This is a genomic window from Sphingobium sp. PAMC28499 (genome assembly GCF_004795815.1).
Classification (GTDB): Bacteria; Pseudomonadota; Alphaproteobacteria; order Sphingomonadales; family Sphingomonadaceae; genus Sphingobium; species Sphingobium yanoikuyae.
The window spans coordinates 2,011,398-2,031,630 of record NZ_CP039248.1 but is presented as its reverse complement, the minus strand read 5'-3'; the positions used below and the strand labels follow the sequence as shown (position 1 = coordinate 2,031,630).

Below are 20,233 nucleotides of genomic sequence, written 5' to 3'. Positions count from 1 at the left end.
ACCTGTTTAGAATTTTTGGCCGAACCTTATGCCGAAGAATTGCGGCTTGATCGTGAAGGTGCGCGAGCTGTTGGCGCAGAAGTCGATCGAGCAGAAGGTGTTGCGCGTCAGCTGCCCACGCTTGTCGAAGGCGTTCTGCAGGAACAGAGTGACGCTCCAATTATCCTTCTTGATCCCGCCCGAAAAATCGAAGCTGACAAAGCCCTTGGTATTGCCCAGCAGCTCGTTGCTCTCGACGTTCAGATCCTGCGTCGCGCCGGTCTGGTAGAGCGCCGCGCCCTGGATATAGGCGGCATAGTCGCCCAGGTCGGTGTCATAGCGGATCGATGTCGTGCCCTTGAAGCGCGGCTGGCGCGGCAGGCGGGTGCCGTTGGCGGCCGCGACCTGCGGCGTCGGCGGGCTCGATCCTTCGACGAACTCGCCCAGCGTACAGCTGCTCAGCTGCGCAATGGACTCGGTCTCGGTATTGAGTGCGAAGTTGCAGAAATCGCCCTTCAGCTTGGCATCGTTGAACGCGCCGGAGGTGGAGATCGTCACCTTGCCCAGCCGCAGGTCGGCATCATATTCGATGCCCTTGACCTCGGCCTTGCCGGCATTTCCGGTCATGCCCGCGCCCTGTGCGCCCGACACGACCACGCCATATTGGATATTGTTCCACTTCTCATAATAGACGGCGGCGTTGAAGCGGAAGATATTGTTCCAGGTCGTCTTCACGCCGACCTCGAAATTGGTCAGCGTTTCCGACTTGAACGGCGCGACATTGACGATCTTGCCCAGGCTGCGGATGCGCAGCGGCCGGTTGAACCCGCCAGGGCGGAAGCCGGTCGAATAGTTGAAATAGACCATCTTGTCGGGCTGGAACTGCCAGTCGAGCGCGACCTTGTGGGTCTCGCCATCCTCCTTGTAGCGGCCGGTGCCGTCCGCCGCATTGGGGTTGGTGTTGACGCAGGTCAGCCGCTCGTCATCGGGCAGCGGCGTGGTGCAACCCACGCCTGCGGCCGATCCGGCCACGCCGGCAAAGCCCCGAACCTTGTAGTCGGTCCAGAAATAGCGGATGCCGCCGGTCAGCTTCAGCGTCGGCGTGATGTTGTAATGGCCTTCGGCAAAGATCGCCTTGTCATGATAGAGCTGGTCCTGCTCGACATAGTAGAAGGCGTCGCCCTTCACCGCCTGGGTGCCCAGGATCATCGTGCCGAGCGGATTGCCGTTGGCGTTGATGACGTCGCTGGTATCGAAATAGGGATTGCCGTCCTCGTCATAGGCGATGCCATACATGGCCGGCACGCCGATCAGCCCGCCCGCCACATCGCCGCCGCCGGTCGCGGTATAGCCGGTGATCGTATCCAGTCCGCGGATCGCATAGCTGGTGTTCAGCTCATTCTTCTGCCGCTGGTAGAAGCCACCGATGGTCACGTCGAACGGCCAGTCCTTGGGCGTCGAGATCCGCAATTCCTGGGTGAATTTGTTGCGGTGCGTGTCGGCATGATAATATTGGGTCGGGTTGATCATCTGGCACTGCTGGCTGGCGCCTGAGCCCGTGCAATTGTCGAAAAATTGCAGATAGCTTTCATAGCCCGGCCCGAAGCCGTCATAGGTGACCGTGTAGTAGGTATAGTCGTTCAGCGTGCGGGTACGGCGCTTGAAATAGCCGGTAGCCGAAACGATGTCCCAATCGCCGATATGGCCGTGGATCGACAGCGCCGCCTGATACCAGCGATCGTCATTCTTGGTCTGGTCATAGTCATGGACTTCCAGGTCGCCGACCCGCGGATCATAGCCGAAATAGCCGCGTGCCACCTGCTTCTGGGCCGTGATCTCGGGCGTGATGTCCCAGCCCTCGGTCGGCTGCCACAGCAGCTGGAAGCGGCCGCCAAATTCGCGGATGGTGTTGTAATCATCCTTGGCGATGTCGCTATTGTCGAGCGTGTAGGATGTGTTGGGGTTGTTGTCGCCCAGCGTCAGCGTCGACGAACTGCCATCGTTGAACGTGCCATTGTTGGGCGTATTGTCGATATAGCCGCCGTCGCGCCGATAATAGCCCATGGCCCGCACCGCGAGCGTCGGCGCCAGCGGCACGTTGATGTAGGATTCCAGCTGGCCGCCGAAATCGCCCTTGCCATATTTATTGGCTTCCACGTCATAGCCGAACTCGAACGTGTCGAGCTTGGGCTTGTTGGTGATCAGGCGGATGGTGCCGGCCAGCGAGCCCGCGCCATAGAGCGTGCCCTGCGGCCCCGACAGCGCCTCGACCCGCTCCAGGTCATAGGCATGGATATCGGGCACTTCGGTGCCGGTGATCGGCATGTCGTCGAGATAATAGCCGACCGAGGCATAGGCGCCGCCGGCGGGTACGATACCGCGGAAGAAGGCGGTGTTGCGGCCGGGGCCAATGCCCTCGAACGAGACCGACGGCAGCAGGGCGGCGAAATCGCTCAGACCCTTCACCTGTCGTTCCTGCAATTTCTCCGCGCCCAGCGCCTGCATCGAAATCGGCACCTTCTGGATGCTCTGCGCGCTGCGCGTCGCGGTGACGACGATCTCGCCCAGCCCCTGCTCGGCCTCGGCGGCGGCCGCATCGGCGGCGGCGGCATCGGCTGCCGGGGCCTGCGCCAGTGCCGGCGCGGACAGGATCATCGGTGTGAGGAACGTGCTCGTACCAAGCGCGCAGAACGTGCGCACTCTTCGCGAGCGGAGACGAATGGCCATACGAATACCCCCTGATACGCGTTGCGACTCGTCCTCTCCTGCGAAATTCGCCCGGTGCTCCGGGTCTCCTTCCCTGATCACGCGTTCGCACGGCCTCGCGCACCGGCGGCCGACAGGGCGAAGGATGCCCCGCCCGAAAGAGAGACTCTTTCAGGATCGCCGCCAGACGCTGGCCACGCTGTTTATCTGTTCCATAATCCCCGGACAGTTCGCTTTTGCAGCAATCAGAACAACTGTCCTAAATTCGATACTGCCGATCAGACACGCCCTGTCAAGCGGCTGTTCGGCGACTTTTTGAAACTTTTACGACAAGCTGACTCGACGCCTGCCTGCAGCCGACATAAGATTTTGAGCAGTCGCACAAGTATGAGGGGCTATGGGGAACGCGTCCGCCGTACCGGCAACCGACAGCATCCAGACGGCGCTGGCAGACGCCGCCGCCCTGCTCGACGCCCGCCCCGATGCGGCCTTGGCGCAGGCCGAGGCGATCCTGCGCCGGGCCGGGCGCCTGCCCCCCGCCGAACTGCTGATCGGCCAGGCGCTGCGCCGCCTCGGCAAGCCCAAGGCCGCACTGGCCCGGCTCGCTCCCCTCGCCCGCCAGCATCCCAGCGTGCCCGCGATATTGTGGGAACTGGCCCAGGCCGCGCGGGAAGCCGGCGACCAGCGCCAGGCGATCGCCGCGCTCGAAAGCCTGACCCGCCAGCAACCCGGCGTGCCCGGCGGCTGGTTCCTGCTGGCCGGGCTGCTCCGCGCGAGTGGGCGGGACAGCGATGCCTGGCGCGCCGACCTGTCGGGCGTCCATGCCGCCTCGCGCGATCGCGACCTGCTGGCAGCGGCAATGGCGATGAACGAGGGGCGACTGGACGATGCGGCCGCGCTTCTCACGGCGCGCGCCGATCGCCTGCCCGACGATCCCGCCGGCATCCGCCTCATGGGTGAGGTGCAATGGCGGCGCGGCGACATGAATGCCGCCCTCGCTCATGTCGAGCGCGCCGTCGCGCTGGCACCCGGCTTCGACCTCGCCCGCGATTTCCTCATCCGCCTGCTGTTGCAGAACAACCGCCTGAGCGAAGCGCTGGCCCATGCCGAAATCCTCGCCCGCTCGCCGATCCATAATCCGGGCTATGACCTGATCCGCGCATCGGTGCTGGTGCGGCTGGGCGATCAGGACGCGGCACGCGCCATCTATGAGCGGTTGCTGGCCGACCGCGCCGACCAGCCGCAGGTCTGGCAGAATCTGGGCCATGCGCTCAAGACGCTGGGCCGACAGGCCGACGCGGTCCATGCCTATCGCCAGGCGGTCCATCATCGCCCGACCATGGGCGAAGCCTGGTGGAGCCTCGCCAACCTCAAGACCGTGAAGCTGGACGCCGCCGACATCGCCACGATGGAGCGCGCGCTCGAAACCCTGGCCCGCGATGGCCAGACGGAGGGCGAGGATGTCTTCCACCTCCATTTCTCGCTCGGCAAGGCGCAGGAGGATCGCAAGGCGGACGAAGCGGCCTTCCGCCATTATGACGCCGGCAACCGGCTGCGCCGCGCGATGATCCGCCATGATGCCGGCGAATTTTCCGCCGAAGTCGCGGCCACCGCCACGACCTTCAGCGCGCCCTTCATCGCCGCCATGGGCGATGGCGGCTGCCCCGCGCCCGACCCGATCTTCATCGTCGGCCTGCCGCGCGCCGGATCGACATTGGTCGAACAGATCCTCGCCAGCCACAGCCGGGTCGAAGGCACGATGGAACTGCCCGAGATGATGATGATCGCCAGCCGCCTGCAATCGCGGGTGGATGAAGGCGAATTTGCCGATTTCGCAGCCATGGCGGCATCGCTCACCCCGGCCGATCGCCGACGGCTGGGCGAGGAATATGTCGAACAGACCCGCGTCCACCGCCAGAGCGGCAAGCCGCGCTTCATCGACAAGATGCCCAACAACTGGCAGCATGTCGGCCTCATCAAGCTGATCCTGCCCAATGCCAGCATCATCGACGCGCGCCGCCATCCGATGGGCTGCTGCTTTTCCGGCTGGAAACAGCATTTTGCGCGCGGCCAGGCCTTCACCTATGACCTCACCGACATCGGCCTTTATTATCGCGACTATGTCGCGCTGATGGCCGCCTATGACGCGGCTGCGCCGGGCCGGGTCCACCGCGTCATCTACGAACAGATGGTCGCCGACACGCCCGGCGAGGTCGACCGGCTGCTCGCCTATCTCGGCCTCGATTTCGAGACCGCCTGCCTGTCCTTCTGGCAGACCGATCGGGCGGTGCGCACCGCCAGTTCCGAACAGGTGCGCCAGCCCATCTACACCGGCGGCGTCGATCATTGGCGACGCTTCGAATCCTGGCTGGCCCCGCTGGCCGACGCGCTCGGGCCGATCGCGCAAAGCTATCCCGACCTGCCGCCGCGCTGATCATGCGCGCCTTTACGCCCCTCCCTTCCAAGGGAGAGGCCGGGGGTGGGTGCACCGCGAAGCGGCGGCCTACGCGCCAGTGAGCAGGCGCGCGCTAAACCGCGCCATCCTCCCCCCGTCGCGGAAAGCGCACGCGAATATGCGTGCCCGCGCCACCCTCGACAATCTCCACCTGCGCGCCCATGCGCGACGCGGCGGACTGGACGATGGCAAGGCCCAGCCCCGTCCCCTCCGGCGCGCTGGCGCCGCCCACGCGGAAGAAGCGTTCGAACACCTTGTCGCGATGCTCCACCGCAATGCCGGGGCCGTCGTCGCTGACCGTCATCAGGGTCGCGTCCTCGCCCTGCGCCAGCGCGATCGTCACCGTGCCGCCGGGCCGGTTATAGCGGATGCCATTATCGACCAGATTAGCCAATATCTCGAACACCAGCGTGCGATGCGCCTCGACGCGATAGCTTTCCGCGTCCGACGCTTCCAGATTGAGTTCGACCTGCGCCTGGATCGCCTGGTTGATCAGCCGGTTGACCACCACCGCGCTGACCTCTTTCAGGTCCACCGTCTCCAGCGGCGGCGATGCCCCGGCTTCCTCGGCCCGCGCCAGCGCCAGCAACTGCGTCACCAGCCGCTCCAGCCGCTGCGCCGCATCGGCAATCTCGTCGAACGCCTCGCGCGATCCCCGGCGCGCCAGCTCGATCTGCACCTTCAGGACCGAAATGGGCGTGCGCATCTGGTGCGAGGCATCGGCGGTGAAGCGGCGCACGCCCCCCGTGGCCTGGTCCAACTGGCGCAGCAGCCGGTTGAACGCCCGCGCCAATGGCCGCAATTCGCTCGGCAGCGGCCCCGCATCCAGCGCCGAGAAATCCGGCCGCGCGCCGCCATCGCGCACCTCGACCGCGCGCCGCAGCCGCAGCAACGGCCGCAGGCTCCAGCCCAGCGCCGGCCGCAGCAGCAGGATCGCCACCCCCACCAGCGTCAGTTCGCCGATCAGCAGCGCGATCATCAGCCGGTGCATCAGCGCCCGCCGGTTATCCAGCGTCTCGGCCACCTGCACGATCACCGGGTCGGCGATCCGCGGCAGGCTGCGCTTCACCTCGCCGATGCGGATGTCCTGCCCGCGATACCGGGCAAAGCGGAATCGCGGCTGGTCGACCGGCATGGTCCGCGGGTCGGGCGCGGGCAGATCGGCATAGCCGGTCAGCAAAGTGCCGCCCACCGCGATCCGGTAATAGACATTGTCCCGCTCGCTATTTTCCAGCATGCCGAAGGCGGCGGGCGGCAGGTCCAGCGTCACCTCGCCCCGTTCCACCTGAACGGTTTCGGCGATCGCGCCCAGCGCGCCGCCCAGCACCCGGTCGTTGGTTCGGCGGACCACATCGGAAATCAGCGTCGCGCCGCCCACGCCGATGATCGCCGCCGCGCCCAGCATCGGCCCCAGCATCGCCGCCAGCAGGCGGGTGCGCAGGGCAATGGCCCGCCCCTCGCCCGATGGCCGTCCCTCATTGGGCATCGAGCATATAGCCCACGCCGCGCACCGTGCGGATGCCCGGCCCGTCGGGCGCCAGCTTGCCGCGCAGCCGGGTCACATGCACCTCGATCGCATTGCTGCCGACCGGCTCGTCAAAGCCGAACACCTCGCCGATCAGCAATTCGCGCGGCACCACCTGCCCGGCCCTGGTCGCCAGCGACTCGAGCACCGCCAGTTCGCGCCGGCGCAGGTCCAGCGCCCGTCCGGCGACATCGGCGGCCCCGGTCGATCGATTGATGGTCAGCGGCCCGACCGTGATTTCCGGGGTCGGATCGCCGCCCCGCCGCCGCCCCAACGCCCGCACCCGCGCCTCCAGTTCCTGCGGCTCGAAGGGCTTGCGCAGATAATCGTCGGCCCCCAGGTCCAGCCCCCGCACCCGATCGTCCAGCGCATCGCGCGCGGTCAGCATCAGCACCGGCACTTTCTCGCCGCGCCGGCGCAATTCCGCCAATACGGTGAAGCCGTCGATATCGGGCAGGCCCACATCCAGTATCACCAGCGCATAGGGTTCGCCGCCCACCACCGCCAGCGCATCCTCGCCGGTCGCGACATGGTCCACCGCATGGCCGCCCGCCCGCAGTAGGGCTGCAATGCTGCGCGCCAGTGCGGCGTCATCCTCGATCATCAAAATCCGAATAGGGCACCCGATGCTGAAAGGTTGATGACAGCTTGGCTTCGTAACTGCCTCTCCCAATCCGACAGAAGAACGGAACATGTGAGGAGCAGGGTCGATGCGAAGGGTTATTCAGATAGTGGCGGCGCTGGCAAGCCTGTCCGTCACCAGCGCGACAGCGGTAGCGCAAAGGCCAACCGGCTATCCGCGTTCCTATGACGATCTGATCGGCGATGCCCGTGCCGAACGCCAGGTCATCGTCTATGCCAATGCCGACACGTCGGAAATGGCACCGGTCATCCTGGCGTTCCAGCGCCGCTATCCCGGCGTCACCGTCAGCTATTCCGACCTCGGATCGAACGAGATGTTCCGCCGCTTCTCGACCGAGGCGCGCAGCGGCCGGATGTCGGCCGACCTGGTCTGGTCGTCGGCGATGGACCAGCAGGTCAAGCTCATCAATGACGGCTTTGCCCAGGCCTATGCCAGCCCCGAAAAGCCCGCCCTGCCCGCCAACGCGGTGTGGAAGAATATGGGCTTTGGCGTCACCGCAGAGCCGATCGCCTATGCCTACAACAAGAAGGCGATTCCCAATCCGCCGCGCAGCCACGCCGCGCTGGAGGCGATGCTGCGCAAGGATCGCAAGCCCCTGACCGGCAAGGTCGCGACCTTCGATCCTGCCCGCTCGAACACCGGCTATCTCTATCTGACGCAGGATTATGCCATCACCCGCGACACCGGTTCGCTGGTGGAGGCGATGGCCGCGACCCGGCCGCAACTGCACATCACCACCGAACCGATGCTGCGCGGCGTGGCCGAAGGCAAATTCTCGATCGCCTATAATGTGATCGGCTCCTACGCGCAGGAACGCGCCCGCCGCGACCCGCGCATCGGCGTCGTCTTTCCCGAAGATTATACCATCGTGATGTCGCGCATCGCCTTCATCGCGCGCGAGGCGCGGCACCCTGCCGCCGCCAAGCTGTTCCTCGACTTCCTCCTCTCACGCGAAGGGCAATCGCTGCTCGCGCAACATAGCCTCTGGCCGGTGCGGACCGACATCAACGGCCGCCGCCTGCCCGCTGCCCAGGCTCGCTCGATCCGCGTCGGCCCGCAGCTTCTCGTCAATCTCGACCGCCTCACGCGCCAGCGCTTCCTGCGCGAATGGCAGGCGGCCCTTATTTCCGGAGCCCGATAAGCATGTCCCATCTGATGTTGCGCGGCGGTTGCGCCGCGCTGGCACTGATCGTCGCCACGCCCGCCCTCGCCCAGGCGCCCAGCGCCGATGACCTGGCCGCACTGGTGAAGGCCCAGGCGGCCGAGATCGCCGCGCTCAAGGCCCGGCTCGACAAGATCGAGGGGCAGCAGGCCGCCGCTCAGGCCGCGACGCCCCCCGCCGCTGCGCAGCCCGCGCCGCAAATGGCACAGCAGGACACGGCCCAGCCGCTGGTCATCGCCCCTTTCGCGCCGCAGATCGTGCCGCCCGGCCCGGCCGATATCGACGTGGCCCAGGCCCGCGCGGTCGCCGCCAATCCGTCCGGCGTCACCACCGAATGGGGCGCGGGCCTGCCCGTCTTCCGCTCGGCCGACGGCGTCTTCACCTACAAGCCGCGCGGCCGCATCCTGGTCGACGTCAGCTCGACCATGGGGTCGAAATATGGCGGCCGCAACACGACGACGACCGGCATGCGCGCGCTGCGCCTGGGTCTGGAAGGCGGCGTCGGCCCACATTTCTTCTACCAGTTCGAAAGCGATTTTTCGGAGAATGAGGTCGACATCGTCACCGCCTTCCTGGGCTATCGCAACAAGATCAGCAGCAAGGTCGATTATGACGTGCGCGCGGGGCACCTGTTCAACGACCGCGCCTTCGAAGGCAGTACCGGTTCGGACTCCACCCCCTTCCTGGAACGGGGCGTGGTGTCGACCGCCATCATCCCGCAGCGCGGCTTCTACGGCATCGGCATCATGGGCCGCATGTTCGGCCCCAACTGGCATGCCTCGCTCAGCGTGACCGGCGACCGCGTCGATGGCGAACAGGCCACCAATGACAGCCGCACCTTCAGCGGCCGTGCGCACTGGAACCCGATCAGGACCGATCGCTCTCTGCTCCATGTCGGCGGCTGGTTCTTCGACGAAGCCCTGTCGTCCGCCGCGACCACGCTGACCCGCAGCACCGTCATCGGCGGCCGCTTCAACGGCGCGGTCCGCGTCACCACCGGCGAACTGCTCGGCGGCCGCTCGACCACCGGCTATGGCGCGGAACTGGGCGGCTATGTCGGCGGCCTGTGGGTGATGGGTGAGGCCGGCCGCCGCATCGCACGGCTCGACGGCGGACGCCCCAGCTTCGAAAGCAAGGCCTGGAGCCTGTCGAGCGGCCTGTTCCTGACCGGCGAACTGCCGCCCTACAACCCGCGCCTCGGCAGCTTCGGCCAGCCCAATGTGCTCGATCCCGTACTGGACGGCGGCCTCGGCGCGATCGAGCTGACCGCCCGCTACGAAAATCTCGATTATACCGACCTGGTGCTGGGCGGCGACGGCTGGGCCGCGACGCTGGGCGTCAACTGGTATCTCAACAGCTTCACCCGGATCCAGCTCAACGGCATCCAGTGGCACACCAACAACCGCGCCGGCACCTACACGGGCGGCGATGACGGCCAGACCGTCAGCGCCCGTGTCGGCGTGACCTTCTGATCCTCCTTCCTCCAGCCCCCTCAAGGACGCAGCGATGAATCTTGCCCTGCTCGGCTTCCTGATGGTCGCCACCTTCATGACGCTGATCATGACCAAGCGGATGACGCCGCTGGTCGCGCTGATCGTCATCCCCTCGCTGTTCGGCGTGATCGCCGGTCAGGCCGCCGGCCTTGGCGACATGATGATCGACGGCATCAAGAATCTGGCGCCGACCGGCGTCATGCTGCTGTTCGCCATCCTCTTCTTCTCGACCATGACCGACACCGGCCTGTTCGACCCGCTGGTCGCCCGGCTGGTGAAGATCGTGCATGGCGATCCGCTGCTGATCCTGCTGGGCACGGTGGTGCTCTGCTCGGTCGTCAGCCTCGACGGCGACGGGTCGACCACCTACATCATCACCATCGCTGCGCTGCTCCCCCTCTACAAAAGGTTCGACATGAACCGGCTCTACCTCGTCTGCCTGCTGATGGTGACGAGCGGGATCATGAACCTGACCCCGTGGGGCGGGCCGACCGCCCGCGCCGCGAGCGCGCTGAAGCTGGACCCGGCCACCCTGTTCCTGCCGCTCATCCCCGGCATGATCGCCGGCCTCGCCTTCCTGCTCGGCCTCGCCTTCTGGTTCGGCATCAAGGAACGCCGGCGCCTGGGCAAGGTGCAGGCGCGCCAGTCGGTCGCCCCGTCGGATCTGGGCGTCTCGCAATATCCCGAAGCGCGCCGGCCGCATCTGCGCTGGTTCAACGGCCTGCTGGTGGTGGCGCTGCTCGTCCTGCTGGTGTGGGGCGTGCTGCCGCTCTCGGTGCTGATGATGATCGCCTTCGCCATCGCCATGATCGTCAACTATCCCGGCGTCGCCCAGCAGAAGGAACGGATCGCCGCCCATGCCGGCAATGTCCTGTCGGTCGTGTCGCTGATCTTCGCCGCCGGCATCTTCACCGGCATCCTGGGCGGTACCGGCATGGTGGAGGCGATGAGCAAGGAAGTCGTCGGCGTCATCCCGCCCGCGCTCGGCCCCTATATGGCGCCGATCACCGCCCTGCTCTCCATGCCCTTCACCTTCTTCATCTCCAACGATGCCTTCTATTTCGGCATGCTGCCGATCCTCGCCGAAGCCGGCGCTCATTATGGCGTCGAACCGATGGCGATCGCCCGCGCCTCGCTGATGGGCCAGCCGGTCCATCTGCTCAGCCCGCTGGTCCCCTCCACCTATCTGCTGGTCAGCCTGGCGGGCGTGGACCTGGCCGATCATCAGCGCTTCACCCTGTTGCCCGCCGCCGCGGTCGGCATCGTCATGACCCTGGTCGGCATGATCGCCCTGGCTTTCCCCTTTGTCGCCTAGGGGGGTGGACACACTTCTCCGCTTCCTGGCGGCGCTTGCCGTCGGGGCGGCCGGCGGCGCGCTTTTCTGGTCGATCCATGCGCCACTGCCCTGGGTGCTCGGATCGATGGCGGCCTGCGCGGTCGCCAGCGTCGCCGGTTTGCCGATTCAGGCCTCCGCCGCCACCCGCCGCCCGATGGCGGCGGTGATCGGCGTGGTGCTGGGCAGCAGCTTTGGCCCACACCTGTTGCCGCAGGCGCGCGACTGGATCATCCCGCTCGCCGCCCTGCCCTTCTTCCTCGCCACCGCCGCCCTGCTGTGCGTCACCTATTTCCGCAAGGTCGCGAAGTTCGATCCGGCCACCGCCTATTTCGCCGGCATGCCCGGCGGCATTGCCGAGATGGTGGTGATGGGGGCGGAGCGCGGCGCCGACGAGCGCGCCATCGGCCTGATCCATGGCGCGCGCATCTTCCTCGTCGTCTTCATCCTGCCCTTCCTGATCCGGCTCGACCATGCGCCGGTCGCGGCCAGCGCCATCACCCCGGTGACCGGCGATGTCGCCAGCTGGTCGCTGCTCTTCTGGGGGCTGGGCTGCGCGCTTCTGGGCCTGCTGATCGGCCGGCTGCTGCGCCTGCCCGCCTGGCATCTGGTCGGGCCGCTGGCGGTCAGCGCCGCCGTGCATATGAGCGGCCTCGCCGATTTCCGCATTCCCGGCTGGGCACTGGCCGCGGCACAGGTCGGCCTTGGCGCCACCATGGGCTGCCGCTTCGTTGGCCTGACGTTGAAGGAATTGCTGCGCATCCTGGCGCTGGCGGCGGGGTCGACGGCGATCCTGCTGGCTGTCACCTTTGCCTGGGCGGCGGGGATCGGCACGCTCGCAGGGGTCGATCCGGTGCTGCTGACGCTCGCTTATTCGCCGGGCGGTCTCGCCGAAATGAGCATGGTCGCGCTCAGCCTGGCGCTGGAGCCGGGCGTCGTCGTCATCCACCATCTGACCCGCGTCATCCTGGTGCTGATCGGCGCGCCGCTCGGCTTTGCCTCCATGGGAAGGAAGAACGGGGCCGACTGACCGGCCCCGCCATTCTCTTTATCAGAACAAGGTGATGAGGCCCGTGGCCGGGTCGATCGCGCCTTCATAGATCATCTTGCCGGCGACATAGAGGATCACGATCAGGCCGAAATAGGCGATCGCGCGATAGCGTTCGATCACGCGGGCCAGCAGGTTCGCCGCCACGCCCATCAGCGCCACCGACAGGACAAGGCCGATCACCAGGATGCCGGGATGCTCCCGCGCCGCGCCGGCGACCGCCAGCACATTGTCCAGGCTCATGCTGACGTCGGCGATCGCGACCGCCCAGGCGGCCTGGGCAAAGCCCTTGGGCGCTGCCTTGCCGGCAATATCCTCGGCATCTTCCGGTTCGCCATGTGCGCGCAGCTCGCGCCACATCTTCCAGCCGACCCAGACCAGCAACAGGCCGCCGGCAAAGACCAGGCCGACAAGCTGCATCAGCTGCGTCACCAGCAGGGCAAAGGCGATGCGCAGCAACAGCGCGGCGATCACGCCGATCGCGATCACCTTGCGCCGCGATGCAGGCGGCAGGCCGGCCGCCAGCGCGCCGACGACGATCGCATTGTCCGCCGCCAGCATGATGTCGATCAGCACCACCTGGCCAAAGGCGGCCAGCGCGGATGGAGAGCCGAGATTGGAAAAATCGGCGACTATGTGAGTCCAGATGTCGTTCATAAATCCTCTCGCCGTCCCGCAAGGCAACGACGTGAAGAACATCACCGCCGCAGCGAACAGCCTATTGGGTGTGAATTGGGCCGCCGCCGATTAGCGAAGCAGCCTGTCATCAACCTTTCAGCCGCGCTGTGCGGACATGGTGCGATGCCGCTGGCGCGGCTTGTTGAAGAAACGGATCGCCAGCCACCCCAGCAGCAGCGGCACCAGGCACAGGCCCAGCGCCATCATGGCGAAATGCTCCGCCTCGAAATCGAAATGGGTCAGCCGGCCGCCGGCCAGATAGCCGGGCAGCAGCAGCGCCGGCACCCACAACAGGGCGGACAGGATATTGGCGATCTGGAACGGGCCATGCGGCATCTTCACCACGCCCGCGACCACCGGCACGGTCGAACGGACCGGCCCCAGGAAGCGGCCGAGCAGCACCGAGATGAAGCCATAGCGGCGAAAGAAGAGCCGCGCCCGCGCAAAGGCCAGCCGGTGCCCGCGCAGCCAGCGATGGCGATAGATGGCCGGCCCGACCGACCGCCCCAGCGTATAGGATACCCAGTCGCCCAGGATCGCGCCGAACACGGCGCAGGCGAACACCGGCGCCGGATCGACCAGCCCCGCCCCGATCAGCCCGCCGACCGCGATCATGGTGGCGATCGCCGGCACGAACAGCCCGATCACCACCAGCGATTCGAAAAAGGCCAGCACGCCGATGATCGGCCCGCTCCACCAGCCATAGCGGGTAATCATGTCCAGGATGAGATCAGACAGGTCAGACATGCTCGATCAACGCACCAACAGGGAAGGAGTCGCAACCTAGGGCGATCCGATGAGCCTTTGGTTAACCGATGGACGAGCTGTTTCCTGTCTGCGGCCGGACGGATGCTGTCAATGATAGTTTCTCAACCGATCCCGCCATGGCTTTGCATTTCCTGACAAACGGCTAGAAACCAGTCGCTTGCCACGAAAGGGCCATGACATATGGAATATCGCACGCTCGGTCGCACCGACCTCTGGGTCAGCCTGATCTGCCTTGGCACCATGACCTGGGGATCGCAGAACAGCGAAGCCGAAGCGCACGCCCAGCTCGATTATGCGATCGGCCAGGGCGTCAATTTCATCGACACCGCCGAAATGTATCCGGTCACCCCGGTCAGCCGCGAGACCCAGGGCCTGACCGAAGCCTATATCGGCAGCTGGATCGCCGGGCGAAAGAAGCGCGACGACATCATCCTGGCGACCAAGGTGGCCGGCCCCGCCCGCGATCCCTCGCGCGGCATCCGCACCGCGGACCGGCTGGATCGCCGGAACATCGAACAGGCAATCGACGACAGCCTGCGCCGGTTGCAGACCGACTATATCGATCTCTACCAGGTCCACTGGCCCGACCGGCCCGTCCCCTCCTTCGGCGTGCGCGGCCTGTCCGCCCTGGCCGACCGGCCCGACACCGTGCCGATCGAGGAAACGCTCGATGCCCTTGCCGATCTGGTGAAGGCGGGCAAGATCCGCCATGTCGGCGTGTCGAACGAAACGCCCTGGGGCGTCAGCGAGTATCTGCGCCTGGCGCGGGACCAGGGCCTGCCCCGTATCGCGTCGATCCAGAACGCCTATAATCTGCTCAACCGCGTGTTCGAAATCGGCCTGTCCGAATTTGCCCTGCGTGAAGATGTCGGCCTGCTCGCCTATTCGCCGCTCGCCGGCGGCAATCTGACCGGCAAATATCTGGGCGGGGTGATCGCGCCCGGCACCCGCCGCGACGTCGCGCGCCAGTTCGTCCGCTACGATCTGCCCGGCCAGGCACCGGCCGCCGCCCGCTATGTCGCGATCGCCCATGCCCATGGCCTTGATCCCGCCCAGCTCGCGCTCGCCTATGTCAACAGCCGCCCGTTCGTCACTGCGACGATCATCGGCGCGACCTCGCTGGACCAGCTCAGGGCCGACATCGACAGCGTCAACCTGACGCTCAGCGCCGACGCCATCGCCGCGATCGAGGCGGTGCATCGCGACCTGCCCGACCCCTGCCCCTGACCGGGGCCGGCCGCCGCGCTACAGCGTCAGCCGGAACAGCGCGCCGCCCGACGGCGCGCTGTCGATCTCGATCGTGCCGTCATGCGCCAGCAGCACCTGCCGGCCAAGGCTCAGGCCGATCCCGCTGCCGGTCTTCTTGGTGGTGAAGAAGGGCAGGAAGATGTCGTGGCGCAGCGCCTCGGGCACGCCGGGGCCATTGTCCGCCACCTCGATCCGGGTGCGCCCGGCGCTGATCGCGGCGATGCTCAGCGACACTTCCGGCCGGTCGCGATGGCATTCGGCCGCATCCGCCGCATTGCGCAGCAGGTTGATGACCACCTGCGCCAACAGGTCGGGATCGGCATCGATGCGATGGTCGGCCGGGCTGACCCGCACATCCAGATGCACGCTCGCGCGATCGGCATCGGCCGCAAACAGCTTGGCCAGTTCATCGGCAAAGGGCCGCGCCGCGAACAACCGACGATCGACCAGCGGCGGGCGGGTGATGGTGCGATAGGTTTCGACGAAATGCATCACCCCGTCGGCGCGCCGGGCCAGCGTATCGACGGCGGCACGGGCATCGGCGATCAGCGGATCGCCGCCATCGTCCGCCTGCGCCATCAGGTCCGACGCGGTGCGGGCGAGCGATGTCACCGGCGTCATCGAATTCATGATCTCATGCGTCAGCACGCGGATAAGGTCGCTCTGCGCCGCCACCTCGACCGCGTTCAAAGCCTGCTGGATCACCTGCACCGCAATCACCCGCGTCGCCCCGCCCAGCCGGGTCAGGCTGGCGCAGCGGATCAGCACGCGCTGCGGCCCGATATCGGTCTCGATCAACATGGTCTGGCTGCGCCCCGGCTCCAGCGCGGTCAGCGTCGCGGCGAAATGGCCGCCATAGGGGGCATAATCGTCCGGCCGCACCCCGGCATGGCGGTTGAACAGCTTGCGCGCCGCCTTGTTCACCGGTTCGATCCGGCCATCGGGCGCGATCGTCAGCAGCGCGGCGGGCGCATCATCGGCCAGCGCCTCATAGAAGCGCGATGCCTCCTGCAAGCGGACCCGGTCGTCGCGCAGCTTGCGGATGCCGCGATCGAGCGCTGCGCCCAGCTGGTCGAAGCCGCTGTCCGACCCCGGCCGGGCAAAGCGCGCCTGCAGGTCGCCGAACTCGATCGCCTCGACGAAGCGGGCCAGTTCGAAATTGGCGCGGCGCACATGATGCCATAGCGCCATCGCACTGACCGCCGCGCCGATCGCGCACAGGATGCGCACGGCGCCCAGGTCCGGCGTCATCAACGCCCAGGCAAGCGCCGCCAGGCACGCCATCGCCATGATGAGCCGCAGCGCCAGGCCGATCGAGAAGCGTCGATCAAAGCCCATGTTTTTCCATGCGGCGATAGAGGGAGGCGCGGGTCAGGCCCAGTTCGGCGGCGGCGCTGGAGATATTATAGCCATGCTTCATCAACGCGGTCTCGACCAGCCGGCGCTCGACCCGTTCCAGATTCATGTCGTCGGGTGGTGGCGGCGCCTCCACCACGGCGGCCCGGTCGATCCGGACCGGCTCCGGACTGCCATGGCTGCGCAGCGGGATATCCTCGATGCCAAAGGGCGCGTCCCCGGCCAGGATCACCGCGCGCTCAATCGCATGGCGCAGCGCGCGGACATTGCCGGGCCAGTCATAGGCGACCAGCGCCGCCATCAGCTCGGGCGCGATCGGATGGACCGGCCGGGCATATTTACGGGCATAGAGCGCATGATAATGGGCGACCAGCGCGGGAATATCCTCGCGCCGCTCGCGCAGCGGCGGCAGCACTATCTCGACCGTATTCAGGCGGAACAGCAGATCCTGGCGGAACCGCCCCTCGTCCGCGATCTGCCCGGCGCTCAGGTTGGTCGCGGCGATCACCCTGATGTCCACCGGCACCGGCTTGTTGGCGCCCACCGGCGTCACCTTGCGCTGCTCCAGCGCGGTCAGCAGCTTGGGCTGCAGGTGCAGCGGCAGATTGCCGATCTCGTCCAGGAACAAGGTGCCGCCATCGGCCGCCTGCAACCGCCCGATCCGGTCGGCCCGCGCATCGGTGAAGGCGCCCTTCACATGCCCGAACAATTCGGAATCGATCACGCTTTCGGCCACCGCGCCCAGGTCGACCGGCAGCATGATCCGCTCGGCCCGGCGTGATCGGCGATGCAGTTCGCGCGCGACCAGTTCCTTGCCCGTGCCATTCTCGCCCAGGATCAGCACATTGGCGTCGGTCGGCGCGGCACGGTCGATCAGTTGCTGCACCCGCGCCATCGCCGGCGACGTGCCAAGCAGCGGCGTCTCCCCGGCCGGCGCCGCCGCGATCATCGCTACCTTGTCCTTCTGCGCCACCGCCTTGCGCGATGCGCGCAGCGCTGCGGCCGTGCGCACCGTCGCCAGCAGCCGCTCGTTCGACCAGGGCTTGGTCACGAAATCGGTGGCCCCGCGCTTCATCGCCTCGATCGCGACCTGCACCCCGGCATGGGCGGTAATCATCACGATCACCGCCTGCGGATCGCGCGCCAGGAAACGGCCCAGCCATTCGAACCCTTCCGCCGCATTGGTCGCCCCGCGCGAGAAATTGGCGTCGAGCAGGATTGCTTCGGGGGTCAGGCCGGCGGTCGCGGCAAAGGCGGATTCCGGGTCGCGAAAGGTCAGCACTTCGCCAAAGATCGCGCGCAGCAACAGGCGCGCGGCCAGCAATATGTCGTCATCATCATCGATGACGACGCACAGCTCGAATGGCTTCTCCTGTGTCATCCGCCCCTCTGTCATCCGTTCGCTCCCGTACAGCGCCTGTCCGGAACCGTGCAATCAATATCCGTGCCAGACCCGTCACGGCCCGGATCCCGTCCCGCACATGCCCGCAACAAGGCAACTGGCACGCCGCTTGCGAAGCATCGGGCAAAGGGCATGTGCCCCAAGTCCAGATGGAGACTGACAATGTATCGCCGGCCCGGCTCCTCGCTGTCAAAACCGCTTTCGATCCTGCTCGGCATCGCCGCCACCCTGCTGGTGATGGCCGCGCCGCAGGCCGCTTCCCGGCCATTCGGCTGCGAAGCGCCGCGCCAGATGGCGGCCGAGGCCGGGCATCTCCGCTGTCCCGCCCGCGCCGGCACCGGCTGCAAGCCCTTCCTCGCCTGATGTTCGCTATCGGACAAGCAATGTTCGGAATCGGACAGTGGAGCGACCGCGCATGAGCGTCGTCAGCATGCCGAGCGAAACGCCGCGGGCCGCCGCGCCTACCAGCGGCGGCGCGATGGACCGAGTGGTGGCGCGCAAGACCCTGCCGCTGCGCGCCAAGGTCGCACTGGGTGCCGCCGGCGCGATCGCGCTGATCGGCACCGCCTGGTATTATATGCCCAGCAGCAACAGCCAGACCCTGCCGGCCGACCGCATCGTCGTCTCCACCGTCAGCCAGGGCCGGTTCGACGATTTCCTGCCGCTGCGCGCCCGCGTCACTCCGCTCATCACCGTCTATCTCGACGCGATCGAGGGCGGCCGGGTCGAAGAGGTGCTGGTCGAGGATGGCGCCACCGTCCAGAAGGGCCAGCTGCTCGCCCGCCTGTCCAACGCCGAACTGCAACTGTCGGTCCTCGCCCGCCAGACCGAAGTGACGCAGCAGCTCAATTCCATGCGCAGCCAGGAACTGGCGCTGTCGCAGAACCGGCTCACCAACAACCGCGCCATGCTGGAGGCCGATCTCGACCTCAAGAAGGCGCAGCGCCAATATGAGCGGGAAGCGCCGCTGGCCGCGCGCGGTTTCGTCGCCGGCCGGACCTTTGCCGACACGCGCGACGACCTTGCCTATCAGCGCGACCGGCGGGCCGTCCTCGCCCATACCCAGCAGACCGACGAGCGGCTCCAGACCAGCCAGCTCGCCCAGTTGCGCGCCTCGGCCGAAACCCTCCAGTCCAGCCTCGGCGTCGCCCGCGCCAGCCTGGAGGCGCTCAACCTGCGCGCGCCGGTCGCCGGCACCGTCTCCGCCTTCTCGATCCAGGTCGGCCAGTCGATGGCGCGCGGCGAGCGACTGGGCCAGATCGACAGCCCCGGCCGCAACAAGCTGGTCGCCGGGATCGACGAATTCTATTTGCCCCGCGTCCAGCTCGGCCAGACCGCGATGGTCGACTGGAACGGCAAGAGCTACCGGATGAAGGTCGCGAAAATCTATCCGACCGTGCGCAACGGCCAGTTCGAGATCGACCTGCAATTCCTCGACGGCGAACCGCCCCAGATCCAGCGCGGCCAGACGCTCCAGGCCAAGCTGACCCTGGGCGATCCGGTGCGCGCGCGCCTGATCCCCAATGGCAGCTTCTACAATGACACCGGCGGCAGCTGGGTGTTCGTGGTGACGCCCGACGGCGGCGAGGCGGTGAAGCGCGCCGTGCGCCTCGGCCGGCGCAACGCCGACTATATCGAGATTCTCGACGGGCTGGAGCCCGGCGAGCAGGTGCTCACATCCCCCTATACCGGGTTTGCCGACAAGGATCGGCTGGTCCTCGAGAAGAAGTGAAAGGCAAAGACATGACCCAAGCGTTGCTCAGCCTGCGTGAACTCAGCCGCGTCTATCGCACCGACATGGTCGAAACCACCGCGCTCGACGCGATCGACCTCGACATCTTCCAGGGCGAATTTGTCGCGATCATGGGCCCGTCGGGCTGCGGCAAGTCGACCCTGCTGAACATGATCGGCATGCTCGACAGCCCGTCGAGCGGCTCCTACCGCTTTGGCGACACCGAGATTGCGGGCCTGCCCGAGCCCAGGCTGGCGGGCATCCGCAAGACGCATCTGGGCTTCATCTTCCAGAGCTTCAACCTGATCGACGAGCTGAGCGTGGCCGAGAATATCGAGCTGGCTTTGCTCTATCACGCCATGCCCGCCGCCGAGCGCAAGGCGAAGGTCGAGGCGGTGATGGACCGGGTCGGCATCGCCCATCGCGCCCGCCACCGGCCCAGCCAGCTGTCGGGCGGCCAGCAGCAGCGCGTTGCCGTCGCCCGCGCGCTGGTGTCCGAACCCCGCCTGATCCTGGCCGACGAACCGACCGGCAACCTCGACACCAGCCATGGCGAGGAAGTGATGAAGATGCTCCAGACGCTCAACGCCGAAGGATCGACCATCGTCATGGTCACCCATTCGCCCGCCCATGCCGATTATGCCAGCCGCGTCGTCCACATGCTGGACGGCCGCATCCTGCAGGAACGGCGCCGCGCCGCCTGAT

At 66.9% G+C, this 20,233-nt stretch carries 16 protein-coding genes; 9 read left to right on the top strand and 7 right to left on the bottom strand.

Features of this window, described 5'->3' with window-relative positions:
* Positions 1-6 precede the first annotated feature (6 nt).
* Positions 7-2,634 (bottom strand): TonB-dependent receptor, encoded by a 2,628-nt coding sequence (locus E5554_RS09835; RefSeq protein WP_136186663.1) that lies wholly within the window; start codon positions 2,632-2,634, stop codon positions 7-9.
* A gap of 448 nt (positions 2,635-3,082) precedes the next feature.
* Between E5554_RS09835 and E5554_RS09830 the strand changes: the two genes are divergently transcribed.
* Positions 3,083-5,119: a tetratricopeptide repeat-containing sulfotransferase family protein gene (locus tag E5554_RS09830; RefSeq protein ID WP_136186662.1), complete on the top strand. Its 2,037-nt coding sequence runs from the start codon at positions 3,083-3,085 to the stop codon at positions 5,117-5,119.
* A gap of 94 nt (positions 5,120-5,213) precedes the next feature.
* Here E5554_RS09830 and E5554_RS09825 read toward each other — a convergent pair whose 3' ends face one another.
* Complete coding sequence (locus E5554_RS09825) at positions 5,214-6,626, bottom strand: sensor histidine kinase (protein WP_097384241.1); 1,413 nt, start codon at positions 6,624-6,626, stop codon at positions 5,214-5,216.
* Positions 6,616-7,269 (bottom strand): response regulator transcription factor, encoded by a 654-nt coding sequence (locus E5554_RS09820; protein WP_004208051.1) that lies wholly within the window; start codon positions 7,267-7,269, stop codon positions 6,616-6,618. Before E5554_RS09820 ends, E5554_RS09825 begins: the two co-directional genes overlap by 11 nt.
* Positions 7,270-7,375: 106 nt before the next feature.
* Here E5554_RS09820 and E5554_RS09815 point away from each other — a divergent pair, with 106 nt between their 5' ends.
* The 4 genes from E5554_RS09815 to E5554_RS09800 are packed head-to-tail and all read left to right on the top strand — an operon-like array spanning position 7,376 to position 12,326.
* Complete coding sequence (locus E5554_RS09815) at positions 7,376-8,449, top strand: ABC transporter substrate-binding protein (RefSeq protein WP_136186661.1); 1,074 nt, start codon at positions 7,376-7,378, stop codon at positions 8,447-8,449.
* A 2-nt stretch (positions 8,450-8,451) separates the two neighbouring features.
* Positions 8,452-9,942 carry a porin gene (locus E5554_RS09810; RefSeq protein WP_037512768.1) on the top strand — a complete coding sequence of 497 codons (1,491 nt, stop codon included), beginning with the start codon at positions 8,452-8,454 and terminating at the stop codon, positions 9,940-9,942.
* Between the two features lie 34 nt (positions 9,943-9,976).
* A complete protein-coding gene (locus E5554_RS09805) occupies positions 9,977-11,278 on the top strand; it encodes a CitMHS family transporter (RefSeq protein ID WP_097384243.1) in 1,302 nt (433 codons plus the stop codon).
* 4 nt (positions 11,279-11,282) lie between these two features.
* Positions 11,283-12,326 carry an AbrB family transcriptional regulator gene (locus E5554_RS09800; RefSeq protein WP_017501375.1) on the top strand — a complete coding sequence of 348 codons (1,044 nt, stop codon included), beginning with the start codon at positions 11,283-11,285 and terminating at the stop codon, positions 12,324-12,326.
* 21 nt (positions 12,327-12,347) lie between these two features.
* Here E5554_RS09800 and E5554_RS09795 read toward each other — a convergent pair whose 3' ends face one another.
* Together E5554_RS09795 and E5554_RS09790 are read right to left on the bottom strand one after the other, a co-directional pair.
* Positions 12,348-13,001, bottom strand: a complete 654-nt coding sequence (locus E5554_RS09795) for a YjbE family putative metal transport protein (RefSeq protein WP_136186660.1) — start codon at positions 12,999-13,001, stop codon at positions 12,348-12,350.
* Between the two features lie 117 nt (positions 13,002-13,118).
* The gene (locus E5554_RS09790) at positions 13,119-13,769 is read right to left on the bottom strand and encodes a DedA family protein (RefSeq protein ID WP_004208058.1); all 651 of its coding nucleotides are present in this window, start codon (positions 13,767-13,769) and stop codon (positions 13,119-13,121) included.
* 201 nt (positions 13,770-13,970) lie between these two features.
* Here E5554_RS09790 and E5554_RS09785 point away from each other — a divergent pair, with 201 nt between their 5' ends.
* Entirely contained in the window at positions 13,971-15,017 is a 1,047-nt protein-coding gene (locus tag E5554_RS09785; RefSeq protein ID WP_010335553.1) for an NADP(H)-dependent aldo-keto reductase, read from the top strand.
* A gap of 18 nt (positions 15,018-15,035) precedes the next feature.
* Here the strand turns inward: E5554_RS09785 and E5554_RS09780 are convergent, their stop codons facing one another.
* Both E5554_RS09780 and E5554_RS09775 read right to left on the bottom strand, forming a co-directional pair.
* A complete protein-coding gene (locus tag E5554_RS09780; protein ID WP_048937703.1) occupies positions 15,036-16,376 on the bottom strand; it encodes a HAMP domain-containing sensor histidine kinase in 1,341 nt (446 codons plus the stop codon).
* Positions 16,366-17,775: a sigma-54 dependent transcriptional regulator gene (locus E5554_RS09775; protein WP_202600499.1), complete on the bottom strand. Its 1,410-nt coding sequence runs from the start codon at positions 17,773-17,775 to the stop codon at positions 16,366-16,368. Before E5554_RS09775 ends, E5554_RS09780 begins: the two co-directional genes overlap by 11 nt.
* Positions 17,776-17,958: 183 nt before the next feature.
* Between E5554_RS09775 and E5554_RS09770 the strand changes: the two genes are divergently transcribed.
* Genes E5554_RS09770 through E5554_RS09760 form a run of 3 tightly spaced genes read left to right on the top strand, consistent with a single transcriptional unit; the run spans position 17,959 to position 20,232 of the window.
* On the top strand, positions 17,959-18,159 hold the full coding sequence (locus E5554_RS09770) for a hypothetical protein (RefSeq protein ID WP_004208062.1): 201 nt from the start codon (positions 17,959-17,961) through the stop codon (positions 18,157-18,159).
* A gap of 52 nt (positions 18,160-18,211) precedes the next feature.
* The gene (locus tag E5554_RS09765; RefSeq protein ID WP_136186659.1) at positions 18,212-19,528 is read left to right on the top strand and encodes an efflux RND transporter periplasmic adaptor subunit; all 1,317 of its coding nucleotides are present in this window, start codon (positions 18,212-18,214) and stop codon (positions 19,526-19,528) included.
* A gap of 11 nt (positions 19,529-19,539) precedes the next feature.
* Complete coding sequence (locus E5554_RS09760) at positions 19,540-20,232, top strand: ABC transporter ATP-binding protein (protein WP_004208064.1); 693 nt, start codon at positions 19,540-19,542, stop codon at positions 20,230-20,232.
* The last annotated feature ends 1 nt before the right edge of the window (position 20,233 follow it).